Consider the following 25,641-nt stretch of genomic DNA (forward strand, 5'->3'; position numbering starts at 1 on the left):
TTTCAATCATTTGATCTGTTAACCGTTATTTTTTGGATCTAAACTTAATAACATAGCATTAATGGCGACGATGACTGTTGACACAGACATTAGGATTGCTCCTAATGCAGGGCTTAATGTGATACCAATAGGAGCCAAAATTCCTGCAGCTAGAGGGATAGCTATAAAGTTATAACCAGCTCCCCAAAATAGGTTTTGTTTCATTTTACGAGTTGTTTTGTGTGCTAATTCAATGAATGATTCAATATCTCCTGGATCGGATTGAGTCAATATGACATCAGCTGAATCCAACGCAACTTGAGTTCCAGCACCTATAGCTATACCAACATCTGCTAAGGCAAGAGAAGGAGCATCATTTACACCATCACCTACCATGATAACTTTCTTTCCTTCATCTTTAAGTGTTTTAACTAACTCATATTTGTCTTGTGGAGATTGATTTGATCTATATTCAATCCCTAAATCTACTGCCGCGCCTTGAGCCGCTTTTTCATTATCACCTGTTGCCATAATTGGTCGAATATTGTTCTTTTTAAGAGCTTTAATTAACTCTTTACTCGTTGGTTTTAATTCGTCCCCTAAAGCTACAGCACCAATGGCATCATCGTTTTCTACTAAGACACTAAGAGTTGCTCCTTTTGGAGTATCCATATCAAGATTACGTCCATAGGCTTTTTGACTGATTAATTGGTAACGGTGCCCACCTGCTTTACCCTCTACTCCAGAACCGGAAATCACATCAATCGAATCAAAAGATGCTGGACGTATATTTTGCTGCTCGGCGAAACTTATAATTGATTGAGCAATTGGGTGGCTAGATCCTCCTTCAATACCTGCCAATAAGGCAATGATTTCCTCTTTTGTATATTTGTCATTAAGAAGTTTTACATCTAATACTTTAAATTCACCAGTTGTTAAAGTACCCGTTTTATCTAAAATCATCACATCTGCATCTTGAGCTATTTCTAAGGCTTGGCGGTCTTTTACTAGTAAGCCACGGCTAGCTCCTAAGCTTGTGCTACGGGCGGTTACCAATGGAATAGCCAGACCCAATGCGTGCGGACAAGCAATAACTAATGTAGTAATAGTAAATATAACTGCCGTTGGGATATCTCCAATAATCATCCACACTACAAAAGCAATTAGCGCGACAATAACAGCAATATAGAAGAGCCACCCTGCAACCTTTTGCGCAATACTTTCTGCCCTGGAAGGCTGACTTTGAGCTTGGCTAATTAAAGTCTGTACTTGAGAGATAAAGGATTGATCACCTGTCTCAAGCACTTTAATATAAAGTACCCCTTCTCCATTTGTTGAGCCCCCGATTACTTCATCGCCAGGGCCTTTTTTAACTGCTTTTGATTCTCCAGTCAAAAGAGCTTCATTTAAACGTGATTCGCCACGCTCGATAATCCCGTCTGCTGGCACATTTTCTCCGGCTTGAACACGAATTAAATCACCTACCTTTAAGTCAGCAACTGGTCGTGTTTCAATTGAATCGTCTTCTAATACAACGTGAGCATCTTTCGGCACTAACTTAGCCAATTCTGCTTGTGCGTCTCCTGCTTCTCCAATAGCTTTCATCTCAATCCAGTGACCTAATAGCATGATTAATAGTAATGAAGCAAATTCAAAGAAAAAGTCCATCACGTGTTCACCCGTTACGTAGGTAATGATCACAGCATAAATACTGTATAAATATGAAACACTTAAACCTAAAGAAACGAGTGCCATCATTCCAGGTTTTTTTTGTTTAAATTCGTCAACTGCACCTTGATAGAATGGACGTCCACCATAAATAATTAATATAGTAGATAAAATAGCTACTACAATATCAGAATATGGAAAAGTAAACTGGAATGGTAATTCAAATCCATGCAAAGGGACTAAGAGCATAATAATGATTCCTAGTGGCAATGACTTTAAGAAAAGTTCCTTAAAGCTTCCGTGATGATGGTGGGCATGCCCACTGTGCCCGCTGTGGTCATGCCCAGCATGATGTTCTTGATTTTTATCCTTATGGTCTCCATGTTCATCTGTGATTCCATGCTCGTGTTTTAACTTATCCATGTCGTCATAATCATGGTGATTATGAGACGAATATCTGTTGTCATTATTCATTTTAAATTCCTCCTTATACTTAATGATGATGTAAATGACATTCACATTGTCCTTCTGGACAATTGCAATCCACTTCTTCTAATGCGAAAGATTTTTTCATCTCTAATATTTTTTCTAGTCGATCTATATCATCGAAGCTTAAAACATGATCTTCAATGATGCTTCCTATTACATTTCCGACTTTCTTATTGCAAATACGGTTAAAAATATCTTCTACATAATCCCTTACAGCTTCTTTCTCTTCAATATTGGCAGTGTAAATAAACTTTCTACCTTCTTGCTCTGTATTTAGTACGCCTTTTTCAACTAATCGACCTAAGATCGTTTTGATAGTGGATTGTGTCCAATCCATTTTTTCTTTCAATACGGAAATGATTTTTTTACTAGTTACTCGATCATTTGCCCAAACTACACGCATGACTTCCCATTCTGCATCTGTAATATGAGTATTAAATTCTATTGTGCTCATTCTCCTTTCCCCTAGTTGTCTACAAATGTAAACGAACATGCTCAAAATTAAGTATACCATTGTAAACGAATTGTGTCAAGTCTTTTTAATAAATGTAAGCAACGCTTATAGCTTTTTATCTCTCCACTTCTTTTCCATAATAATTTTCATAGTTTTTCCTATATTGAACAAGGTTAGAAAATTGTTCTTTATTTAAAGGGGCTGTCTCAAAATGGTTAAAATTTTGAGTTCAGCTTCTATTTTTTTGTTCAAATTAAAAGCTCTCTAAATTTTTTACAGTTGCATTTAAAGTTGCTTCATTTTAAGGCAGTGCAACACCTGTTTTTAAACTTTTTCTTTCAATGTAATTATATTATATCTAATTAATTAGTCAATATTTTTTCTTTTTTTATTTATAAATTTTTAAATTATTTTTATTAATTGCGAAAATCTGTTGCAATCAAATATACTTTTACACAGCTCCCTTTTTGTTCAAAATCTTCAGAATTTCTACATTTAGTTTCTTCAAAGACTGTTCCCCATGCGAGAAATAAGTCTGGATTTTCGGTGCTTTTGGCTACTGCTGTGGCAATTTGGCTTATTTCTTCCAGGCGTATGTCATTTCCTGAGGTTATATTCATTAGTATTTTTCCTGCTCCTTTTATTGAACGTTCTAAAAGTGGGGTATTTAGTGCCTGTTCTACCGCTTTTTTTGCTCTGTCCTCTCCGTCTGCTTTTCCAAAGCCTAATACTGTTTTGCCTGAATTTTGCAATATAGACTTAATGTCTGCAAAGTCTAAATTTACAATTCCCTGTTTTTTTATCAAATCCAATATTCCTTTTACAATTATCACAAAAGCTTTTTCTGCTTTTTCATAAATATTTATTGCTGGATTTTCTTTATATAGCTCTTTTAATTTTTGATATGGAATGACTATTATTGTATCCGTGAGATGTTTTAATTTTTTCTTTCCTTTTTTAGCAAGTTTTATTTTATTGGAGGTTTCAGATTTAAAGGGACTTGATACAACTGCGACTGTTAATATGCCCATTGTTTTTGCAATTTCTGCAATAACAGCTGAGGCAAAGGCACCAGTTCTTTCGGCCATTTCAGCTATAATAAATACCATATCTGCTTTTTCCATTTCTTTTTTAATTTGCTTTTTTAATCCTTCTACAGCTTCATAAGAAATCATTGAAGATACAAATATTTTTGTATCAGCTTTTGAATTATCTAGATTGCTCTTTTCAGTATCTACAGTTATAAAATCAGCTCTTATATCCTGTCTTGCCGTCATTTTATTTATTACATTATTTCCTGTTTCACCTATTCCTATAATTTTTATTTTTACTCCATTTAATGTTTTTTTCTTAATATCACTTTTTTCTTCAACACATTCGGCAATGTCCCACATTGTCCAATCCTCCCAAATAATCTTGCTATAAATGTATTTCTTTTTTTATTATATGCAACTTTGGAGTATAACATATAAATCTTTGTTTTTTATTTTTTTATTTTAAAATTTTTTTAAATTTAAGTCAAATTTTTTTATAATATACTCAAACCTATTTTAAATTAAACTGCTAAAATTATATAAATTTATGGTTTGAGTAAAATAGTCATAGCTTTTGAGTTTAGTTTTAAATAAGTTTTACTATAATAGTAAATCTACTTTTATTTATCATTAGAAAAATTCCATTATATAACATTTTTAATTTAAAACAAGAGTGGAAAGTTAGACTGTTTTTATTTCAATATTTGGTTTTTTATATATTTTTCCCAAAAATTTTTAATTGAATTAACTATATATTATAAAATTATAGAAAAATATTACTATATTTCATTTTTTTTTATAAATTTTTGGACTATACTATTCTTGTAGATACAAAAAATATTTAAATACAAATCGGGAGGCGGTTTTATGAAATCTAGAAGTCTACTATTATTTTTAATACTATCTTTAGCTTTATTTTCAGTAGTATTATCAAATAAAAACAAAAATCGTAAAAGCAGAAATGAAAATAAACCAAAAAAAGAAAATATGATTCAGGCAGGAAACGAAAACATCAGGGAAATCTATCTTGCTGGTGGCTGTTTCTGGGGTCTTGAGGCATATATGGAAAGAATCGACGGGGTAAAGGATGCTACAGTTGGCTATGCGAACGGTAAAACTGAAAAAACGAGTTACAACATTGTCGCATCAACGGATCACGCAGAAACAGTTCACGTAAAATATGACGCAAACAAAATTTCTTTGAGCAAACTGCTTAAATATTATTTTCAAGTTGTAGATCCTACTAGCATTAATCAGCAAGGAAATGATAGAGGCAGACAATACAGAACAGGGATTTATTATACTAATCCTAAAGATAAAGAAATTATTTTACAGGAAATTGAAGAAGAGCAGAAAAAATATACAGATAAAATCCAAGTTGAAGTTCAGCCTTTGAAAAATTATATTCTCGCAGAAGAATACCATCAGGACTATTTAAGAAAAAATCCTAACGGATATTGCCACATTGATATTACTAAAGCAGATGAAGTTATCATTGATCCAAAAGATTATCCAAAACCAAGTGATGAAGAATTGAAAAAACGGCTTACTCCACTTCAATATAGCGTTACACAGAAAAAAAATACTGAACATTCTTTTTCAAACGAGTACTGGGACAATCATGAAGCTGGAATTTATGTGGACATAACAACAGGGGAGCCATTATTTTCCTCAAAGGATAAATATGATTCTGGCTGTGGCTGGCCAAGTTTTACAAAACCTATTTCAAAAGATGTTGTAACTTATGCAAATGATACAAGTTTTAATATGGTACGTACAGAAGTGCTTAGTCGAAGCGGAAAGGCTCACTTGGGACATGTTTTTAATGATGGACCTAAAGACAAAGGCGGGCTTCGTTATTGCATAAACAGTGCTTCAATTAAATTTATCCCATTAAAAGATATGGAAAAAGAACATTACGGATATTTAATAAAATTAGTTCAGTAAAATGAACAGGATAGGAGATAATTTATGTTTAATCAGCCATTACTAGTAGGAAGCGTATTTTTAGGAGGAGTCGCAAGTTTTCTATCTCCATGTATTCTTCCCATTGTTCCTGTATATTTGGGAATTTTAAGCAAAGGAAAAAAAACTGTGCTTAATACCTTTTTATTTATTTTAGGACTTTCGCTTACTTTTGTAAGCATAGGCTTTAGTTTTAGTTTCCTTACGGGAATTTTCTTTAATGATACTGTAAAAGTTTTGGCAGGAATAATTGTAATAATACTGGGACTACATCAGACAGGTATCTTAAAATTTAACTTTTTAGAAAAAAATAAATCTGTAAATTTAAATTTAATTGGGAAAAATTCTTCATTACAGGCTTTTTTGCTAGGACTGACATTTAGTCTAGGGTGGACTCCATGTGTAGGCCCTATTCTTGCCTCAGTGCTTACTCTTGCAGGAGAAAAAGGATCTGCAGTCTATGGAGGGTTAATGATGTTTATATACGTCTTAGGGCTTGCCACTCCATTTGTTCTGTTTTCCTTTTTCTCTCAGGAATTGCTAAAAAAAGTACAATCTTTAAATCAATACACAAATTATTTTAAAATCTTTGGAGGATTTCTAATTATATTTATGGGAATTTTGCTAATAATGAATAAGTTTTAATAATTTTATTTTTTAAAAATTATAATTTTTTAAATTTTATAAAACAATCAATAATCAAAATAACTTAAAAAAATATTTTAAATTTGATATAATACAGAAAGGAAGTAATTTTTATGAAAAAATTAATTGCAGCAATTGCAACTTTATTAAGTTTTGGAGCGATTTCATTTGGAAATACACTACAGGGAGTTCAGTTAAAGGACATAAATAATAAACCTGTTTCCCTTAACAAGTACAAAGGGAAGAAAATATATATTAAAATGTGGGCTTCATGGTGTCCTATCTGTCTTTCGGGATTAAGCGAAATTAATTCTTTAAGTGCAGATAAAAGTAAGAATTTTACAGTTATAACAATTGCTTCTCCAGGACAAAAAGGAGAAAAACCTACAGCCAAATTTATTCAGTGGTATAAAGGGCTTAACTATAAAAATACTACTGTATTGCTGGATGAAAAGGGGGAAGTGCTAAAAAGGGCAAAAGTTTTAGGGTATCCTTCAAACATTGTACTGGATGGGAACTTAAATATTGTTAAAACTTTGCCGGGACATCTGACTGCTGCACAAATCAAAGGAGCTGTTAAATAAGTGTATAGTATTTTAATAATTGATGATGAACCGATTATAAGAAGAGGTATTAAAACTTTTATTGATTTTGAAAAATATAAGATAAGTGATGTTTATGAGGCAGAAGACGGTAATTCTGCCTTTAAGACTTTTTCTGAAGTCTTGCCTGACCTTGTCTTGCTAGATATAAATATTCCCTTTAAAAATGGGCTGACTCTTGCCGAGGAGATGAAAGAGCTGAAAAGTGATGTTAAAATAGCCATTATTTCTGGATACGACTATTTTGAATATGCTCAAAAGGCTTTAAAAATTGGAGTTGAAGACTATATTTTAAAACCTGTTTCCAAGACAGATATAAATGAAATAATTTCAAAACTTATCTATAAGCTGGAAGAAGATAAAAAATATAACGAAGCAAGAAAAATTATTAATAAAATTAGCCAAGCTGAGAAATCTGATAAAAATATTTCTCATAGCAAGTATAAAGATATTTTAACAAAAAAAATTGAAGAAAAATACAGCGATATTTCCTTTAACTTAAATTCTCTGGCTGACGAAATGAATTTGTCTTCTGGATATTTGAGTTCACTTTTTAAAAATTTGTTTGGTATTCCTTTTCAGGACTATTTGAATAATATGCGGATGGAAAAGGCAAAACTGCTACTTTTGACAACAGATCTGAAAAATTATCAAATTGGAGAGCTTGTAGGAATGGAAAACTTTAATTATTTCAATTCAAAATTTAAAAAAACTTTTGGAATGACACCAAAAGAATTTAAGAAAAGTGTGCTGGAGAAACTATGAAATTAAAAAGAACTATGAAAAACTCGATGCTGCTTCAGCTATTTTTTTACTATATTATTGGAAATCTTCTGTTTGTACTTTTTTTAAGCAGTATTTTTTACTATACTTCAAAATACATCATAATGAACAAGGAAATTGAGTATACTAACGAAAATGTTATAAGTACATCCCGTTATATTACGCTCTATGCAGATAAATTGAAAAATATAATTAATCTCTTGTCTGTTGATGCCGATGTTAGAAACTTTTTAATATCAGGAAATGAAGATTCAAAAAAAAGCATTGAAAAAATGATTTATTCTATTCTTGATAGTAATAAAGGAATTAAAAATATTACTGTAATCGGAAAAAACGGTAACATTGTATCCAGTGATAAAAATAATGATATGAAAATATCAGAAAATATGATGAAGGAAAAATGGTATGTCGATGCTATAAACAATTCAGATATGCCCGTTTTTAATCCCAGCAGAAAAAATTCCACCTCCTCTATGAATTCAGCCCTCTGGTTTCTGTCAATCAGCCGTGACATAAAAAATTCAAAGGGAGAAAATCTTGGTGTTATTGTTTTTGACGTTAAATATGAAATTCTTGAAAGATATTTAAATTCCATTTCTTTTGGAAAACAAATCGACAATATTATAGTAGACAAAAACAACAATATTATTTACTACAAAGATGTGAAATGCTTTGCTGATAAAAAGTGTCTTGCAAAATTTTCAGAAAAAAATAAAAATAAAGATACATACTTATACGAAACACAGATTGAAAATACAAACTGGAATTTAAGAAGTCTTGCAAACACAAATGACTTGGTTACCTTAAAGAAAAATTTTTCTCACATAGTTACTATCATTTTCCTAGTTTCATTAGCTTTTTCTTCCATTATTACATTTATCGTAATAACAAAGATTCTAAGGCCTTTAATAAAACTGGAAAATCATATGCAAAACTTTGAAAATAATCTACGGGAATTTCATTTAAGTGAAAAAACAGGCTATGAAATTCAGAACCTTGTAGAACATTTTAATGTAATGGTTGAAAAGATAAAATATTTGAGAGAATATGAAATAAAGGCTCTTCACAGCCAGATTAATCCACATTTTCTGTATAACACGCTAGATACAATCATTTGGATGGCAGAATTTGAAGACAATGAAAAAGTAATCAGCATTACAAAATCACTTGCAAACTATTTTAGGCTTTCCCTTAGCAACGGACACGAAAAAATACCGTTAAAAGATGAAATTATGCACACTAAAGAATATTTATTCATACAAAAGCAGAGATACGAAGACAAACTTTCCTATTTTTTCAACATAGAAGATGAAAGCCTTCTTTCCATCGAAGTTCCAAAAATCATAATCCAGCCAATTGTAGAAAACTCCATCTATCACGGAATAAAAAACCTTTCTGGAAACGGAATCATCACAATAGACGTTTACAAACAAAACAGCACTGTCAATATCTCAGTCAAAGACAACGGAATAGGTTTCGAAAAAGCCAAACAGTTCAAAAAAAGCAAGACAGGCGGTGTAGGAACCCAAAATGTCGATAAAAGAATAAAATTCTATTACGGCAAAAATTATGGGGTATTCAGAAACGAAAACAACAAAAACGAGGGAGCGGAAGTAATTATAAAAATTCCACTTCAATCCAGTAATAATACATTACTTTAAAACTCATCAGCTAGAAATAACCAATACAAAAATAGGACACCCACTAAAGAATGTCCTATTTTTTTTTATTAAAAAGTTTTATTTTGTTCCAAATATTCTATCTCCTGCATCTCCCAATCCTGGATAGATATACGCATTTTCATTAAGTCCATCATCAATTGCCGCAATGTATAAGTCAACATCGGGATGTTTTTCAGTAAATTTCTTTATTCCTTCAGGAGCACCAATGATACAAAGCACGGTTATGTTTTTTACGCCTTTTTCTTTCAAATAATCAAGTGTATAAATCATTGAACCTCCTGTTGCGAGCATTGGATCTACTACGAAAACTTGACTTTCAACAACGTTTGTTGGCATTTTTGCATAGTAGTAGACTGGCTCTAGAGTTTCTTCGTTTCTGTAAACTCCTAGATGACCTACTTTTGCGTTTGGAAGAAGCTGCAATATTCCATCTATCATTCCAAGTCCTGCTCTTAGGATGGGAACTAATGTTATTGGCTTATCTAGAACTTTTGTAGTGGTTTTCTGAATAGGAGTTTCTGTTTCAATCTCCTTGAGTGGCAAATGTTTTGTTGCTTCATAAACCATAAGTCCTGCTATTTCATTTAGGCTTTCCCTAAAAAGTTTAGTATCTGTATGTTTATTTCTCAAATTTGAAAGTTTATGTTCAATTAGTGGATGTTTCAATTCAAAAACTGCCATTAATAATCACTCCGTTCTTTTTTATATTCAAACTGTTTTCTCTTTAAAATTCATATTTTTTAAAAAATAATATCGTCTACAGGCAAAATAACAGCTCCCATAGAAATCCCTCTACCTAGGTCTATTTTCATAATTTTTATAATCCGTAAAATTTCTTCTGCATGCTCATCTTCCAGATAAGTAATTAGAATACTGTCTGTCCCTGGCCATACATGTGTATTAAAATGTTTAAAATCCTTGCTCCAAGAACTATGAACAACTGGAACTATAAAATATTGATCTATTCCGTACTCTTTTAGCTCTTCCTTCATTTTTTCAGTATAAAATGAATCAAAATATATTTCTAATCTTTTCACAAAAATTATCCTCTCTAATTTTTATAAATTTAAGTCTATTCAATAATTCATAAAAATATTAAAATTTACAAATTATCGAACATTACAGTAAATCAAAGAATCGAATTATTTAGCATACCCTTTTCTTTCTTCTTCTTTTTCTTGTCTTCTTCTTTCTTCTCTTTCTTTTTGTTTTCTTTCTTTTCTTTCTTCAACTAATGAGTACAATACCGGTGTAAAAAACAATGTCAAGACCGTACAGAATGAAAGTCCAAACATTACTGCAATCGCCATACCTTGATAGTATCCCGAACTTCCTTTACTTGAAAATACCATTGGAAGCCATCCTAACACTGTTGTAAGTGTTGTCATTAAAATTGGTCGAAGTCTTGAACCACATGCTTCTACTAAGGCATCGTGTATCGTCCAGCCTTTTTTTCGCAACCCTGCAACGAAATCAAGCATTACAATCGCATTGTTAACCGCCATACCAAATAACATCAAGATACCGATCATAACGAACATACTAAGTTGTACTCTAGTTATTGCTAATCCTAAAATTACTCCAATCATAGAAAGTGGTAATGTTGTCATAATCATAAGTGGCAAGATAAATGATTCTAGCTGAACCGCAAGTACTGTATAAATCAACACAATCGCAAGTAATAAGTCTTTCATAATTTGTCCACCCATTTCAGATTGGTTTTTAGCTTGTCCTGCTACTCCAATTTTATATCCTTCAGCTGGATTTGTTTTCTTGAATGACTGTTGAATAAATGCTGCTGCATCGTTAAACCCTTTCGAACTATCCAAGTTTGCACCAATTGTTACAATTCTTGTTCCATTTTCTGTTGAAATAGTTGAAGCACTTTCTTCATACTGCATTGTAGCAATATCCCCTAATCTAACATAAGTTCCTTTATTAGTTTTTATCTCTAAATCCATTATTTTATTCAATGAATTTTTTTGATTTTTTTCTAATTCCAGTACTACATCCAATGTTTCTGTACTTTGAGTTACATCAATCGGATTTGCAGATCCAGAAGCTGTCATAAATAACATCTGGGTAATGTCCGTTACAGTTATTCCATAACTTTCAGCTTTTACTCTGTCTACTTCCAGCTTAGCCTGAGGATATCCCCCTTCTGTTGATGATTTAACATCTTTAAACCATGACTGGCTTTTCATGTCAGCCATTATCGCATTTGCTATTCTATTCAGTTCTTGTGGGTCATCACCTTCTATTTGAAACGAATAATCTTTCTGCGATGAACGACCTCCTGCTTTTTGTGGTGAAACTGCAAGTGTTACATTTGGTAAATCCTTTAATTTTTCCCTAACACGATTCATTGCTTTCATTGTGTCTTTTTTTACATCAACATTTATTACCGCTGCATCTTTTGAAGCAAGTACATTTATATCTTTAGTCGCTGGATCCGCTTTTACAACTGCCTCCATTTTATTCGCAATATCTTTTGACACGTCTAAATCTAGCCCAGTCGCAAGTGTCGCAACTACTGAATATTGATTATCATCAATCGTTGGGAAGAATGTAGTTTTTACTGTTTTTCCTATTCCAAATACAACTACTACAAATGCTATTACAACTCCAACTACCATTTTCCACCTATTTTCCAATACTTTTGCCACTAATTCTTTATATTTATCCCTAAATGCATTAAATCTAGCAGCTTTTTCAGCATTATCTGAGATTTTTTTAACATCTAAAAATAAACTTGAAGCCATCGGAACCCATAACATCGCAACAATGATTGAAGCTGATAACGCAAACATCATTGAAAATGCAATACTTTTAAATACTTCTTTAGTAATTCCTTCAAATAATATAATAGGTAGAAATACACAAACTGAAGTCGCCGTTGACGCCATCATCGGAAGAATTACTTCATTTGTACCCCGTACCGCTGCTACATCTGCTGGTTCCTTATTAATCTGAATGTGATCAAAAATATTATCCAGCGTAACAACCCCGTTATCTACTAGTGATCCAACCGCAAGTGACAATCCCATTAACGAAATCATATTCAATGTTATTCCTTGTGTTGTAAGTAAGAAGAATGTAAACATTGCTGAAATCGGAATCAATGTTCCCACAACTAATGATGCTCTCAAGTTTTTCAAGAATACAAAAAGCACTATAATTGTAATGATAACCGCTTGTATCCCAGAACTTGCAACATTTTTTATTGATTCGCTAACTTTTTCACTGTTATCAACTATTATATTATAATTAGAACCTTCTGGAAATAATGGTTTTGCTTCTTTCAAAGTTTCCTTAGCCTTTTTCGCAACCTCTACCAAGTTACCATCTTTACTCTTTTGAATCATAACAGCAACCATTTCTTTTCCATTATATGTTACATACGATGTCGGATCCTCTGTTCCATACTCAACTTTTGCCACATCCGCCAATCTAACTGTTTGATTATTTTGATTTGAAATAACTATATCCTGAATTTGATCGAGCTCTTTTAACTCTCCATCAACTTTTAAGATAAATTCTTTCGTCCCATCAGTTATCGTACCTGCTGGTGTTACTGTATTAGCCACTTTTATTTTACTATAAATTTCTGCCGCTGACAAATTATATTCTTTCAATCTAGCTGGATCCAACCAAACTTTAATTTGTCTTGTCGCATTACCCATTACAGAAATATTACCAATACCTCTATTTCTCTTCAATCTAGGCTGTAATGTTTCTTCAACAAACGATGTTATTAACTGTTTATTTTCCCCAGTAATCCCAATCATCAGTGCCATGTTGGAACTACCTGTTGCATCCATTTTTGATACTGTAGGATCTTTAAAGTTATCATCATCTGGCAATTGCCCTTTTATTTTATCTATTTGTGTTTGAACTTGGACTTGTTTAATATCTGTATCTACACCATAGTTAAACTCTATCGTAACTACTGATGAACCATAAGAAGAGGAAGTTGTTATATTTTTAATTCCATCTACATTTAATGCCGCATCTTCTAGTTTTTTTGATACTTGTGTTTTTACATCCTCCGCTGTTGCTCCCGTCCAAGTGGCATTAATAACAACTATCGGTATATCGAAATCTGGTATTCTTTCCTGTTTCATACCTGTCATCGCTACCCAACCAGCAAAAATCATAAATATAAGTATCATCGTTGTCGACACTACTCTCTTCGTTGCAAATTCTGCTACTGTCATTTTATATCATACGATTACAAAATCGTACACTCCTTTCTCTATTTTTCATATATTACTGCACAACATTTACTTTTTCATTCGCTTGTACAACATTTTGTCCATCAACAACTAGCTGATCTCCAGCTGTTAAGCCATCACCAGTCACTGCCGCATAAGTTTCATTTTGATTAGAAATATTTATCGGTATCATAACTGCTTTTCCATCTCTAATAACATAAATAACTTGCTGAACTCCTCTTACTACAATCGCCTTTTTAGGAATAATCAACCCATCTTCAGCTCCTGTTGCAATATTTGCTTTTCCATACATTCCACTTTTTAACTCTCTATCTGGATTAGGGAATTTAACTTTTACAATAAATTGTCTACTAGCTGAATCAGCTGAAGCCGCTATTTCATAAACTGTTCCAACAATTTCCTTACCATTCAATTCATCAACTTTTATAGTTGCTTGTGCTCCCATTTGAATTTTTTTAACAATCTCTGCTGGAACTCCAATTTCCAATTTCATTTCACTCTCATTAACCAATGTAAATAATTTTGCTCCTGCTGATACTTGTTGATGTCTTTCTAAATCCATATTTGCAATATATCCGCTAACTTTAGTTTTAATAACGGTTTTACTGTTAGTATCATTTGCTGTAGCTAAATCAGCTTTTGCTGAGCTTAAACTGTTTTTTGAAGCATTTAAATTTGCTCTTGCTGAATCATAATTAGTTTTTGCACTTAAATACTCTGTTTCGGTTACTAGCCTTTTTTTGTAAAGCATATTATATTTTTCGTAATTAATTCTTGCTTCTTCAAGTGCAGCCGCAGCTGAATTGATATTTGATGAAGCTGTGTTTACATTTGAAGCTGCACTTCTTACATTTGATCTTGCTGCTTGATTATCAATTGCTACTATTACTTGTCCAGCAGTTACATAATCTCCATTTTTTCCATTTATTGATATAATTTCTCCACTTGAAGTCGCTGTATAAGGAATTTCCTCGATTCCTTTTATAGAACCGCTTGCGGTATATCCCAATGACATTTGATTTTGTCCAATAACTTGCACTTTTACTGGCCTTGTATTATTTGCTGCAGCCTGTTTCTTCTTTCCGCAAGATATAGCAAACATCACAAGTATTGCCAATGCCGCTACGATTTTTTTATTATATAATTTCATTATTTATTTCCTCCTATTTTCATATTTTAAATCCGATTAATCAAGAAAAGCTCCGTATTGTGACACAAGATAATAGTACTTAAGTTTTGAAGTCGCATAATTTACACGGCTTTGTCTCAATTTTGCCTCTGCATCAAGTAAATTATTCATTGTTATCAAGTTATAGCTGTATCTTTCCTTTTCCAGTTCATAAGTTTCTTCTGCGCTTTCCACAGCAACCTTCAATGCTTCCAAACTTTTTTCAAGCGCTTGCAGCTGATAATATGTTTTTCTCATATTTGCCTTTACCTGATCTAACGTCTGTCCTGATTTAACTTCTGCAATTTCTTCAGTTTTTTGAGCATAACTTACATCTTCTTTTCTTTTGCCCCAGTCAAAAATATCCCAAGTAAACGTTACTCCCGCAGCTGATGACAAATTCTTTGTTTCAAATACATTTTTCAATTTACCTTGTGATTGTAATGTCCCATATCTTAGCGTTCCATTAATTGTAGGATGAAAACTTGATTTTTCAAGTTTTGTATTTTTTCTGCTTATATCAATTTGCTTTTGTGCAATTTTATACTCAGTATTTTGTGTTGTCAATTTTTCCATATCTTTTGACAAGTCAATTGTCTTGGTAAAATTATCTTCCACCCCGAACGGCACTATTTCAATACTGCTTGGATTTGACACTCCGATTAGTATTCCTAAAGATTCCTTTGCTATTTCAATATTTCCTTGCTGTTCTACAATTTGTGCCTCTATAGCCTTTATACTTCGTTCTGCTTCTCTGTATTCAGGCTTTGTAACCATTCTTAATTTATATTTCTCAGTCTGAATTTTATAATTCTCATCTAGCGCTTCCTTAGACTTTTGTAAAACTCCAAGTGTACTAATCGCATCATATACATCAATGTATGCTTGAACAGTACTCAAAACTGTATCTTTTTTTGTTTTATCCAGTTTCAATTCTGCTAATTTTAAGTTATCCTTACTAATTTCATTTCCAAGTTTTAATTTCCCGCCTGTATAAATTGGCTGTGATAGTGATAAGTATTGCTGATACGCTTCTCCAGTCTTCTTTGATATGACATCTTTAAAGTAGGCGTTTGCCGAAGCATTGTAGCTTACTGTGAAAAATTTCTGTTTCCAAGTTCTGCTCACGTCAATTTGCCCTCTATCTACTTCCAGCATTCCGATTTTTATATCTTTATTATTTTTTACTGCCATCTCTGCCGCTTCCTGAATAGTTATTTTTTGTGCAAAATTAGGAATTGACATTAATAGGAGCAGTACTGTTACTGCTATTTTATTTTTATTTTTTTTCATTTTCTGTTTTCCTTCCTGAACCTATTTTAATGCATTATTTATAAATTTTGTTATTTCCTTTAGTGATATTTCAATTTTATCTGTATTTTTTATATTGATTATCTCATCTTCCTTCATGTTTCTAAAGCTTTTCAAGACAAGTTCGTCAAATAAGAATTCTTCTACTAATATTAATATGAATTCTGATATGATTTGTAAATTATATTTATTTCCATTTTTCTTATTAAATTTTTCAACAATATTTATTTTTATAAAATTAATAGATATTTCCCGCAATTCTTCAAAAAAATTCCTTAATTTAGGATTTAACACATTTTTTTCGACAATATTTAATCTCATATTGTTCAAAAGTTGAACAGCACTATTCATTTTAGCTCTTACATAATCTTCTAAAACCTTATCTGGCTGCTGACTAACATCTATAGCCCCAAGAACATTTATTATTTTCTTTTTTATTTTTTCCAAAATCTCATACAATAATTCATCTTTTGTTGCAAAATATGTATAAAAACTTCCTTTAGAAATCCCTAACTCCTTTGCAATATCCTCTACCTTTGTTTCCTCATATCCATTTTTTATAAATAATTCCCATGCTTTATCTATTATTTTCTTTCTTTTTTGGATTTTTACACTCTTCTTTTTTTCCAAGTATCTCCCACCTAACAATCAAGATTGACCCACAAGTCATTATAATATAATTTTTTTTCTATTTTGTCAATCATTTTTCTACTTAGAAATCCATTAAAATACGGATATAAATCATATTTTCAGATTTTTGTCATTTTTTCTTATTTATTTTCTAAAAATTACTTTTTATTTTTACTAATAGTTTTTCTAAAATTTCAATATTATTTAAATTTATTAGACCATCTCAAAAAATCCTGCTTTTTTACCAATTTTAAGAGATGTTCTAACCCTTTATAGTTATTTAAATAATGCTTTTCCTATTGATTGAAGTATCACTGTCACCAATGGCAATAACGAAAATAACTTTCAATTCCACAGGAAATTTTTTAAACACAACCTCTTTTATTGTTAAATTTACATTTTTCTTTTGTATCTAAACCTCCACATATCCACATTAAGTATAATTTTTTACTTCTATAAACTTAACAGTTCTGTATTTCAAATATATTTTAAATTAAAAATAGGGATAAGATTCTATCCCCATATTTTAATTTTTAAATTTATTTTTCAAATCCAATACAAATTTTGTCAAATCTTCTGTAAATGCTTCTGCATTAGCTTTTATCTTTTCTGAAAAATCAGCTAAATTTTCTTTTACTTCTTTTGACTTGCTTTCAAATTTTTCTTTTAATTCCTTATATTCAATATCTGTTTTTAGTTTTGATTCATATTCTTTTGCAAATTCTAAATCTTTCTGAACAACTTTGGCATCTTTTCGAAGGATTGTTTCAGGATTATATTTATTCAAAAAATTATCCAGTTCTGTATTCCCTGATTCGGAAGTTAGTAAAATCAACGCATAATGGTTATTTACAAGGTGTTTTGAAACATCTTCAAATATGCTTATTATTTTTTTGTCAGCCTTTTCACCTTGGCTTTCACCTATCATAGCTCCTACTGCTCCACCAAAAATAACTCCCAACGGACCTCCGATAATTCCAATAAGGCCTCCAAGAAGCCCTCCGTTTAAAAATCCTATATTTCCATTTGCATTTACTTCGAATCCATCCTTGAAACTCAGCTTATCGTCTTCCTTTCTTACAACTGCAGCCTGAGTAATTACATAATTTTCCCCTGAATATTTTGTCTTTATGTCAGCTAGAACCTCAAATGCGCTTAGCTGATTTTCAAATGTTGCTAATAAAACATTATTTTCCATGGCAGCTCTCCTTTATTTTTTAAATTGATTAATTATAGTCCTAAAAAAATAGTTTTTATTTTGCCAGTACTTATTTTTTACTTTTAAAAAATAAATTTACTCCCATAATTCCTGCAATAACAAATCCTAATAATCCCAATCCAGAAATTCCAAATATTTTTGGAGGAATGTTTGCTAGAGCTAGTATTGATGAACCCACAAATATTGATGAAATAATAATTGCCAGTACTAATTGCTCAAAAGTTTTTTGAAATTTCTCAAAACCAATTATTTCATGCTTATGTTTTAATTCATTTTTTTGAATTTTTTCCAAAATATTTTTTAAATCTGTAGGTAAAGTTAGCCAGTTATCAGAAAAGGTTTCCAATTTTTCTGCTCCCTTTTTAAAAATATTTACTGGATTCATCCGCTCTCTTGCTATTTTATCCATATATGGCTGCATAATTCTTGTTATATTAAGACTTGGATCCAAATGCCGACCAATTCCTTCAATTTGACCAATTCCCTTTATTAACAGGTAAATATCTTCAGAAAGCAGAATTTGGTTATCGCTGAATATTTTCCTTGCCTTTTCAAAAATCGTAACAATATCTATACTTTCTAATGAATTCCCGTCCACCATCTCAATTAATCCGTAAAGTTCCCGCTCAAACTTTCTTTCATCTGCAACTTCAAATTTTATAGCCAGTTTACGTATAGTTTCAATCATTTTTTTTACATCTTTTTTCAATGAATAAATAATCAAATTTATTAAAAGTTCTCGCTCATTCGGATAAAGCCTTCCCATTGCACCAAAATCAATAAATACAATTTGCCCATTTTCCTTTATAAAAATATTACCAGGATGGGGATCAGCATGAAAAAATCCATGTTTTAAAAACTGTACCAAATACAAATCAAGTCCAGTTCTTGCAACTTCTTCAGGTTTTTTACCTATTTCTACTATTTTTTCCTTATCAGTAATTTTAAAGCCTTCTATCATTTCCATTGTAAGAACGTGGTTATTGGAAAGATGTTTGTATACGATTGGAACGTGAATTCTCTCGTCCCCTTTAAAATTATTTGCAAAACGCTCTATATTACGAAGCTCGTTACTAAGTGAAAGCTCATCATTGAGCATTTTTTCAAAACTTTCCACAACATCTACAATATTCATTTTTTTCATTTCTTCATAATAATTTTCCAAAGCTTTTGCAAGATTTTTCATAATTTCCAAATCTGCTTCAATTACAGGCTTTATATTTTCTCTTTGAATCTTTACAACAACTTTTTCCCCATTTTTTAATTTTCCTCTAAACACCTGCCCTATTGAAGCTGATGCCATCGGCTCTTCCTCTATTTCAGAAAAATAATCATCTACTTCTATTCCAAGTTCGAGATTCATTTTTTTTTTTACATCTACTTCTTCAATCTCCACACTATCTTGTAATTTTTGAAGCTGTAAAAGCATTTCTTCAGGTAAAATGTCTTTTCGATTACTTAACATTTGCCCAAATTTTACATATACAGGCCCCATTTCCTCAATCGCCATTCTTATTCTTTCATAAAAAGTATAAGAATTTATTTCATCAATTTTGTCACTATATCTTCTTTTTATATTTCCAGGAATATACTTTTCCAAGTCTCCCCTTTTAAATAGTTCATCAAATCCATATTGAGCAATTACTGAAGAAAGCTTTACAAGCCTTTTTGTTTTCTGTATAAAATCTACCATCTAATTTATTTTCCTCTCTATTGAAAATACTTAGTAACATCAAAAAATACAATAACTAACATCAATACAAGCAAAAATATCATCCCAATCATATGTATTTTTTCTTCTATTTTTTTATTTACTTTTATTCCAAAAAATTCAGGAATGACAAATATCAGTCTTCCCCCATCAAGCGCTGGAATTGGAAGCAAGTTCATAATTCCAATATTTATGGAAATTAATACAAATACTCCAAGCATGGCAAAAATCCCTCCTTGCCCATAAGCCTCGCCAACTATCTTAGGAAGTCCTACAGGCCCTGTCATCTCCTTCATTGCCACTTTTCCTGTTATAAGCATTCTCACACCATCAAGTGTCATTTTAAAATAATCTCCAAACATAGAAAAACTAATTTTTACTCTTTCTCCAAATGTTGATTTTTGGCTTAACAGATGTACTCCAAGTATGTTTCCTTTTGCTTCCTTGTTATAAGTTAATTTTACATTTTCAGTAATTTCCTTATTATCTCTCAAGATTTTTAGAACTATATCTTCATTTTTATAATTTTTACTAATTTCTCCAATTCTTTTTGTCATTTCACTCCAATTGGATATATTTTTACCATTAATTGCCAAAATCTTATCATTTACCTTCAATCTTCCATTTGCTTTTGAACTTTGCTCAACTCCTCCAACTATAGCTTGAGAATATTTAGGCGGCAGCACTCCCGCTACTGAAAGCATTATAAACAATACTGCCAATGCAGAGATAAAGTTCATCACAACTCCCGCAATCAGCACAACAAATCTGCTAAACGGCGACTTGGCAAAAAATCCATTTTTTTGAATATTTTCCTGTCTCTTTAATTCCTTTTCTACAACCTTGCTAAGCCTTCTTTCCACTTCATCAACAAATTTTTCATCTTCAATTTCGTTATCCCTGTTACCTGTTTCATTTTTTAATTCCTCAATAATTTCATCCATTTTTTCCTTCTTAAATACTTCCAAATCAAACCTTTCAGGCTGCATTCCCTCAATATTAACAAATCCTCCTAAAGGTAAAATTCTGATTGAATAAGTCGTCTCATTCTTTTTTAACGAAAAAATCTTTGGCCCCATTCCAATCGCAAACTCAGTAACAGGCATCCCAAAATATTTAGCCGTTGCAAAATGCCCCAATTCATGCAAAAATACAATTAATCCCAAAATTACTATTGTAAAAATTATTCCCATTTATCTATTCTCCTACTTTTCTTTTGTTTTTATATTTATTTCAAGCTATTTTATAGTAAAACTTATTTAAAACTAAACTCAAAAGCTATGACTATTTTACTCAAACCATAAATTTATATAATTTTAGCAGTTTAATTTAAAATAGGTTTGAGTATAATTAATAATTTCTTTTTATAAATCTATTAAAAAATACTGCTTTAAATGAGAAAGTATCTCAAAAAAGCAGCTAAATTTTAAAACTTAACACAATATTTTGATATTTAATTATAACAAGTTACTGTCTCTTGACTCTTCTCCTAATGAAGCATCGATATCTTCATAGTCAATTCCAACTGGAATAGAAGTTAAAACTTTATCAGTAACTTTTGATAGATGAGCATTCATTGCATACGCAGCTCCACTTACAAAATCTATTACTCTTTGTCCCACTTCGTATTCTAAAAATTCCAAACTGAATGTTACAACTTTATTTTCTTTTATTGCATCTGCAATTAATCTTGAATCTTCAAAAACTTTCGGTCTTATAATCGAAACATAGCTTACTTTAGACGATGGCATCTTTACAATTTCCTCCTTTTTTCCTACACCAAAAAGACTTCCTATTCCTTTTTTCTCTTCTGGCTGTTTTTCTTGTTCTACACGATTTACTGCTACTTTTTGCTGAGCTTTAGACTGCTGATTTTGCTGTGGCTGTTCTACTGCCACTTCTTTTCTTTCATCATTTGACAACTCTTCAGATAACTCATCGTCATCATCTTCAATATCATCGCCAAAAAATTCCATTAATTTTCTTTTAAGTCCCAAAGCATAACCTCCTATTCAAATAATTTACTTCCTATCCTAATTATTGTCGCACCATTTTTTAATGCTTCAATATAATCATTCGACATTCCCATAGAAAGCTCGGTAATGTAATTATATTTTTTCTGATACTCTTCCTTTAGCTCTCTCATCTTTAAAAAATAACTGTTTATTTCCTGTTGTGAAGCTTCATATGGAGCCATTGTCATAAAACCTGCTATTTTTACGTTACTCATAGAAAAATATTTTTCACTATCTTTTTTAAAGTCTTCAATATAAATTCCTGTTTTGGATTCTTCCTTTGAAACATTGATTTGAATTAATCCGTTTATAACTCTATTATTCTCAATAGCTTTTTTATTTATTTCTTCTAAAAGTTCATAAGAATCAATCGAATGTATTAAATTCACACTATTAATTATATACTTTATTTTATTTTTTTGCAACCTTCCAATAAAATCCCATTTGATATTTTTATATTTTTCATCTGAAAATTCATTTAGCTTATCTCGATAAAGCTGAGCCCGATTTTCACCAAAATAATCATAACCCATATCAATTATAGGCTTATGCTTTTCCACGTCAAAATATTTACTAACAAACAAAATTTTTACTTTTTCAGGATACGGCGAATATTTTTTTATATCTTCAAAAATTTTATTATAATTTTGCTGAATTTTTACATTATCAAGTTCCATTCCTGCTCCTTTTGACTTGCTACATATTTTACAATAACACTATTATAACCTTTTTTTCAAATAAATTCAACAAATACATCATTTGCAAGCAACATTCCTCTTTTTGTTAATCTAAGCCTTATTTCATAAGCATTTTTTACAATATTTCCATCTAAATCTTCATTATTTTTAACTTTATTTTTTATTTCTTTTTCTTTTGTTACGATATTTTTTTCAGCTTTTCTAGTATTTTTATCTAAAAATTCAACTTTTCTCACAACAAATTTTTCAAGTAGTTCATTTTTTATAAGTTTTTCAACTTTCTCATCCTCAAAATATTCAATTCCCTCTTGAATTAATCTTAGCCCCAGCATTTTCTTCAATTTTTCACTTTCGATTTCATCTACAATTTCAATTGTATTTTCATCAATTGGCAAATTTCCGCTATCAATCAAATCATAATATTTCTTAAATGTTCTTACATTACTATGCCTATTTCCGCTATAATAGCTAGCAGCGCTCATTCCTACACCAACAAACTTTATATTTCTCCAATATTTCAAATTGTGTCTTCCACTATTTTTCTGTTTTTTCTTAATTATTTCAAAATCTTCCACATTTTTCAATATTTCTTCATTATTTTTAATTTCTGAAAAATTTTGAAAACCTATTTTATTTTCTAAATCACAATTTTCACTAATATTTTTATTTTGCTCAAAATTCCCATCAATCCGTGCAAAATTTGATATTTCGTAATGACAATACCTATTTTCATTAAAAAATTCAATAATCATCTCATACATCTGAGCTTCTACATCCTGATCAATTTCCGACAGAATCCCCTTTTGCAATTTACTCCAGAAAACAGTCCCTTCCTCCCAGATAAGCGAGTAAATTGACACATTTTCAGGCTTTAATTCTTTTAAAATATTCAAATCCTTCTGCAAATCCTCAATACTTTGATTAGGAATTCCAAACATCAAATCCACAGTTATATTCTCAAATCCAGCTTCTCTAGCCATTTTATACACACTTATCGCCTCTTCTGAACTATGCTGTCTTCCAATAAATTTTAAAACGTGATTCTGAAAGCTCTGTATACCGATACTTAACCTATTTATCCCAATTTTCCAAATTTCCTTCAATTTTTCCAAAGTCATATCCGTTGGATTTAATTCCAAAGTAATTTCAGCATTTTCGCTCCACTCCAGTTCATCCATTATTTCTCTTATCATCTCAACTGGCAGTAATGATGGCGTTCCACCACCAAAATAAATCGTATCATACTTATATTTGGGATACATTCTCATTTCCCTAATCAAATAATCTACATATTTTCTATATTCTTTCTCCATATTAATATACGTACAAAAATCACAATATTCGCATTTTTTGTCACAAAATGGGATATGAATGTATATCGCATCAATATTTTTCTCTTTTATTTTTTCCATACTTTATTCTTTCCACAAATTCTCTCTAAAAATTTTATTGTTTTTTTTATTACAAAATATCTATAGCTTTCTAATAAAAAAGATCAGAAAAACTAAACTTTTGTCAAAAAATTAGACATTTAGTTTAAGTAATCTTCTGATCTCTTTAAAAAATTATAATCCTAAAAATTTTGAAAATTCTTCCATTGTCTTATCAAGTTTTGCTTTTACATTTTCATTTGAATCTGCATTTACACTAAAATAGAATTTGATTTTTGGCTCTGTTCCAGATGGACGGGCTGTAATGTAAGTGTCGTCTTCCAGAACAAATTGTAAAACGTTTTCTTTTGGTAATTTTATTTCAGTTTCTGCTCCTGTTTCCAAGTTGTATTCTTTGTGTGAAAAGAAATCACGTTTAATTTTAATCTTTTTACCAATCAGTTCGTCTTTTACGTTTTCTCTCAAATTAGTCATAAGAGCAGCCATTTGTTCACTTCCATCTTTTCCTTTAAGGGTCACAGATTTTATTCCTTCTAGATAATATCCAAATTCTTTATATAATTTTTGCAATTCTTCGTAAATTGAACTTCCGATCGAATCATAGTAAGTGGCCATTTCAGCGATTACCATTGAAGTTACTAGTGCATCCTTATCTCTTGCATGTGTTCCAATCAAATATCCGTAACTTTCCTCAAATCCAAATAAATATGTTCCATCCAATTCCTTATTTTCAAATTGTCTAATTTTTTCTCCAATATATTTAAATCCTGTCAATGTTTTCATAACTCCAATATTTTTTGAAGGTGCAACTACATCAATCATCGGTGTAGAAACAACTGTTGTTATAACTTTTGCATTTGCAGGAATGTCTTTCTTATTATTTAGAAGATATTGTAGTAACAATAATCCAACTTGGTTTCCATTTGGATAATACCATTCATTTTTATCATCTTTTACAGCAATACCAACTCTATCTGCATCGGGATCATTTGCCATAACTATTTTTGCCCCAATTTCATCAGCTAATTTTACTCCAAGCTTAAATGCCGCTTTTTCTTCAGGATTTGCATAAGTTACAGTTGGAAAGTTTCCATCTGGTTCAATTTGTTCCTTCACAACTTCAAAATTATACCCAAAATCAGATAAAATACGTTTCATTGGACGTCCACCCGTTCCATGAAGTGGAGTGTAAACTATTTTGAAATTTTCTTTCCCTGGAATATCTGTTTTTAGAGTTTGTGTTTTTATTGCATCTAAATAATCATCATCAATTTTTCCATCCAATTGAATAATTAATCCTTTTTCTCTTCCTTCTGCTTCAGAAATTACTTTAATTTCTTCAAGAGTCTGAATTTTATTAACTTCAGCAACAATCGCAGGTGCATGAGGATCTACAACTTGAGCTCCATCATCCCAGTAAACCTTGTATCCGTTATATTCCACAGGGTTATGTGATGCAGTTACGACAATTCCAGCCATAGTACCTTTATATCTTACCCCAAATGACAATTCAGGAGTAGAACGCAAATCTTCATAAATATATGCTTTAATTCCATTAGCAGCCATAACTCTCGCTGTATTCAAAGCATATTCCCTTGAACCAATTCTACAGTCATGAGCAATTATAATTCCTTTTTCCTTTGCCAATTTTTCATCGAATTTCAGCATATAATTTGCAAGCCCTTGAGTTGCTTTTCTAATTACATATTTATTAATTCTGTTAGTTCCAATCCCACGAACACCTCTAATTCCACCGGTTCCAAAGCTCAAATCCTTAAAAAATCTGTCTTCGATTTCCTTTTCATTTCCAGCTAAACTTCTTAATTCTTCCTTGTCTTTTTCATCAACAGCTTCTGAATTTAACCAGTATTCATATTTTTTCATATATTCCATGGTATGCCTCCTAAAAATTTTCTATTCTCTATTAATTTTACCATATTAATTTAATTTAACAAATACTTA

21 protein-coding genes are annotated in these 25,641 nt (G+C 31.1%); 5 read left to right on the forward strand and 16 right to left on the reverse strand.

The window, feature by feature from the left end; all coding sequences use genetic code 11:
- Positions 1–18: 18 nt before the first annotated feature.
- The 3 genes from ACEG17_RS02355 to ACEG17_RS02365 form a co-directional block, all read right to left on the reverse strand.
- Positions 19–2,121 (reverse strand): heavy metal translocating P-type ATPase, encoded by a 2,103-nt coding sequence (locus ACEG17_RS02355; protein ID WP_018451026.1) that lies wholly within the window; start codon positions 2,119–2,121, stop codon positions 19–21.
- A gap of 19 nt (positions 2,122–2,140) precedes the next feature.
- Positions 2,141–2,590: a CopY/TcrY family copper transport repressor gene (locus ACEG17_RS02360; protein ID WP_018451027.1), complete on the reverse strand. Its 450-nt coding sequence runs from the start codon at positions 2,588–2,590 to the stop codon at positions 2,141–2,143.
- Positions 2,591–3,006: 416 nt separating this feature from the next.
- Positions 3,007–3,984 carry a cell division protein FtsZ gene (locus ACEG17_RS02365; protein ID WP_372582409.1) on the reverse strand — a complete coding sequence of 326 codons (978 nt, stop codon included), beginning with the start codon at positions 3,982–3,984 and terminating at the stop codon, positions 3,007–3,009.
- A gap of 507 nt (positions 3,985–4,491) precedes the next feature.
- Here ACEG17_RS02365 and msrB point away from each other — a divergent pair.
- From msrB to ACEG17_RS02390, 5 genes are all read left to right on the forward strand, one after another.
- Positions 4,492–5,571 (forward strand): peptide-methionine (R)-S-oxide reductase MsrB, encoded by a 1,080-nt coding sequence (msrB, locus tag ACEG17_RS02370; RefSeq protein WP_372582410.1) that lies wholly within the window; start codon positions 4,492–4,494, stop codon positions 5,569–5,571.
- A gap of 24 nt (positions 5,572–5,595) precedes the next feature.
- Positions 5,596–6,234, forward strand: a complete 639-nt coding sequence (locus ACEG17_RS02375) for a cytochrome c biogenesis protein CcdA (protein WP_372582411.1) — start codon at positions 5,596–5,598, stop codon at positions 6,232–6,234.
- A gap of 113 nt (positions 6,235–6,347) precedes the next feature.
- Complete coding sequence (locus ACEG17_RS02380; RefSeq protein WP_021743702.1) at positions 6,348–6,818, forward strand: redoxin family protein; 471 nt, start codon at positions 6,348–6,350, stop codon at positions 6,816–6,818.
- Entirely contained in the window at positions 6,819–7,601 is a 783-nt protein-coding gene (locus tag ACEG17_RS02385) for a response regulator transcription factor (protein ID WP_021743703.1), read from the forward strand.
- Positions 7,598–9,280, forward strand: coding sequence for a sensor histidine kinase (locus tag ACEG17_RS02390; RefSeq protein WP_372582412.1), 1,683 nt, complete (start codon positions 7,598–7,600; stop codon positions 9,278–9,280). Before ACEG17_RS02385 ends, ACEG17_RS02390 begins: the two co-directional genes overlap by 4 nt.
- A gap of 78 nt (positions 9,281–9,358) precedes the next feature.
- Here ACEG17_RS02390 and upp read toward each other — a convergent pair whose 3' ends face one another.
- The 13 genes from upp to ACEG17_RS02455 form a co-directional block, all read right to left on the reverse strand.
- Positions 9,359–9,982 (reverse strand): uracil phosphoribosyltransferase, encoded by a 624-nt coding sequence (gene upp / locus ACEG17_RS02395; RefSeq protein WP_060918116.1) that lies wholly within the window; start codon positions 9,980–9,982, stop codon positions 9,359–9,361.
- 59 nt (positions 9,983–10,041) lie between these two features.
- Positions 10,042–10,338 (reverse strand): PG0541 family transporter-associated protein, encoded by a 297-nt coding sequence (locus tag ACEG17_RS02400; RefSeq protein WP_372582413.1) that lies wholly within the window; start codon positions 10,336–10,338, stop codon positions 10,042–10,044.
- A gap of 105 nt (positions 10,339–10,443) precedes the next feature.
- Positions 10,444–13,518 (reverse strand): efflux RND transporter permease subunit, encoded by a 3,075-nt coding sequence (locus tag ACEG17_RS02405; RefSeq protein ID WP_372582414.1) that lies wholly within the window; start codon positions 13,516–13,518, stop codon positions 10,444–10,446.
- A 52-nt stretch (positions 13,519–13,570) separates the two neighbouring features.
- A complete protein-coding gene (locus ACEG17_RS02410; protein ID WP_372582415.1) occupies positions 13,571–14,686 on the reverse strand; it encodes an efflux RND transporter periplasmic adaptor subunit in 1,116 nt (371 codons plus the stop codon).
- Positions 14,687–14,722: 36 nt separating this feature from the next.
- On the reverse strand, positions 14,723–15,997 hold the full coding sequence (locus ACEG17_RS02415) for a TolC family protein (protein WP_299571157.1): 1,275 nt from the start codon (positions 15,995–15,997) through the stop codon (positions 14,723–14,725).
- A gap of 21 nt (positions 15,998–16,018) precedes the next feature.
- Positions 16,019–16,645, reverse strand: a complete 627-nt coding sequence (locus ACEG17_RS02420) for a TetR/AcrR family transcriptional regulator (RefSeq protein WP_372582416.1) — start codon at positions 16,643–16,645, stop codon at positions 16,019–16,021.
- Between the two features lie 526 nt (positions 16,646–17,171).
- Positions 17,172–17,843 carry a DUF1269 domain-containing protein gene (locus ACEG17_RS02425; protein WP_372582417.1) on the reverse strand — a complete coding sequence of 224 codons (672 nt, stop codon included), beginning with the start codon at positions 17,841–17,843 and terminating at the stop codon, positions 17,172–17,174.
- Positions 17,844–17,913: 70 nt separating this feature from the next.
- Positions 17,914–19,557 carry an ABC1 kinase family protein gene (locus ACEG17_RS02430; protein WP_372582418.1) on the reverse strand — a complete coding sequence of 548 codons (1,644 nt, stop codon included), beginning with the start codon at positions 19,555–19,557 and terminating at the stop codon, positions 17,914–17,916.
- Positions 19,558–19,574: 17 nt separating this feature from the next.
- Positions 19,575–20,768 (reverse strand): M50 family metallopeptidase, encoded by a 1,194-nt coding sequence (locus ACEG17_RS02435; RefSeq protein ID WP_372582419.1) that lies wholly within the window; start codon positions 20,766–20,768, stop codon positions 19,575–19,577.
- Between the two features lie 264 nt (positions 20,769–21,032).
- The gene (locus tag ACEG17_RS02440) at positions 21,033–21,572 is read right to left on the reverse strand and encodes a cell division protein SepF (RefSeq protein WP_372582420.1); all 540 of its coding nucleotides are present in this window, start codon (positions 21,570–21,572) and stop codon (positions 21,033–21,035) included.
- An 11-nt stretch (positions 21,573–21,583) separates the two neighbouring features.
- On the reverse strand, positions 21,584–22,267 hold the full coding sequence (locus ACEG17_RS02445; RefSeq protein WP_372582421.1) for a YggS family pyridoxal phosphate-dependent enzyme: 684 nt from the start codon (positions 22,265–22,267) through the stop codon (positions 21,584–21,586).
- Between the two features lie 56 nt (positions 22,268–22,323).
- On the reverse strand, positions 22,324–23,700 hold the full coding sequence (gene hemW / locus ACEG17_RS02450; RefSeq protein ID WP_372582422.1) for a radical SAM family heme chaperone HemW: 1,377 nt from the start codon (positions 23,698–23,700) through the stop codon (positions 22,324–22,326).
- A 153-nt stretch (positions 23,701–23,853) separates the two neighbouring features.
- Positions 23,854–25,572: a phospho-sugar mutase gene (locus ACEG17_RS02455; RefSeq protein WP_372582423.1), complete on the reverse strand. Its 1,719-nt coding sequence runs from the start codon at positions 25,570–25,572 to the stop codon at positions 23,854–23,856.
- Positions 25,573–25,641 lie beyond the last annotated feature (69 nt).

This window comes from Leptotrichia hongkongensis (assembly GCF_041538065.1).
Classification (GTDB): domain Bacteria; phylum Fusobacteriota; class Fusobacteriia; order Fusobacteriales; family Leptotrichiaceae; genus Leptotrichia; species Leptotrichia hongkongensis.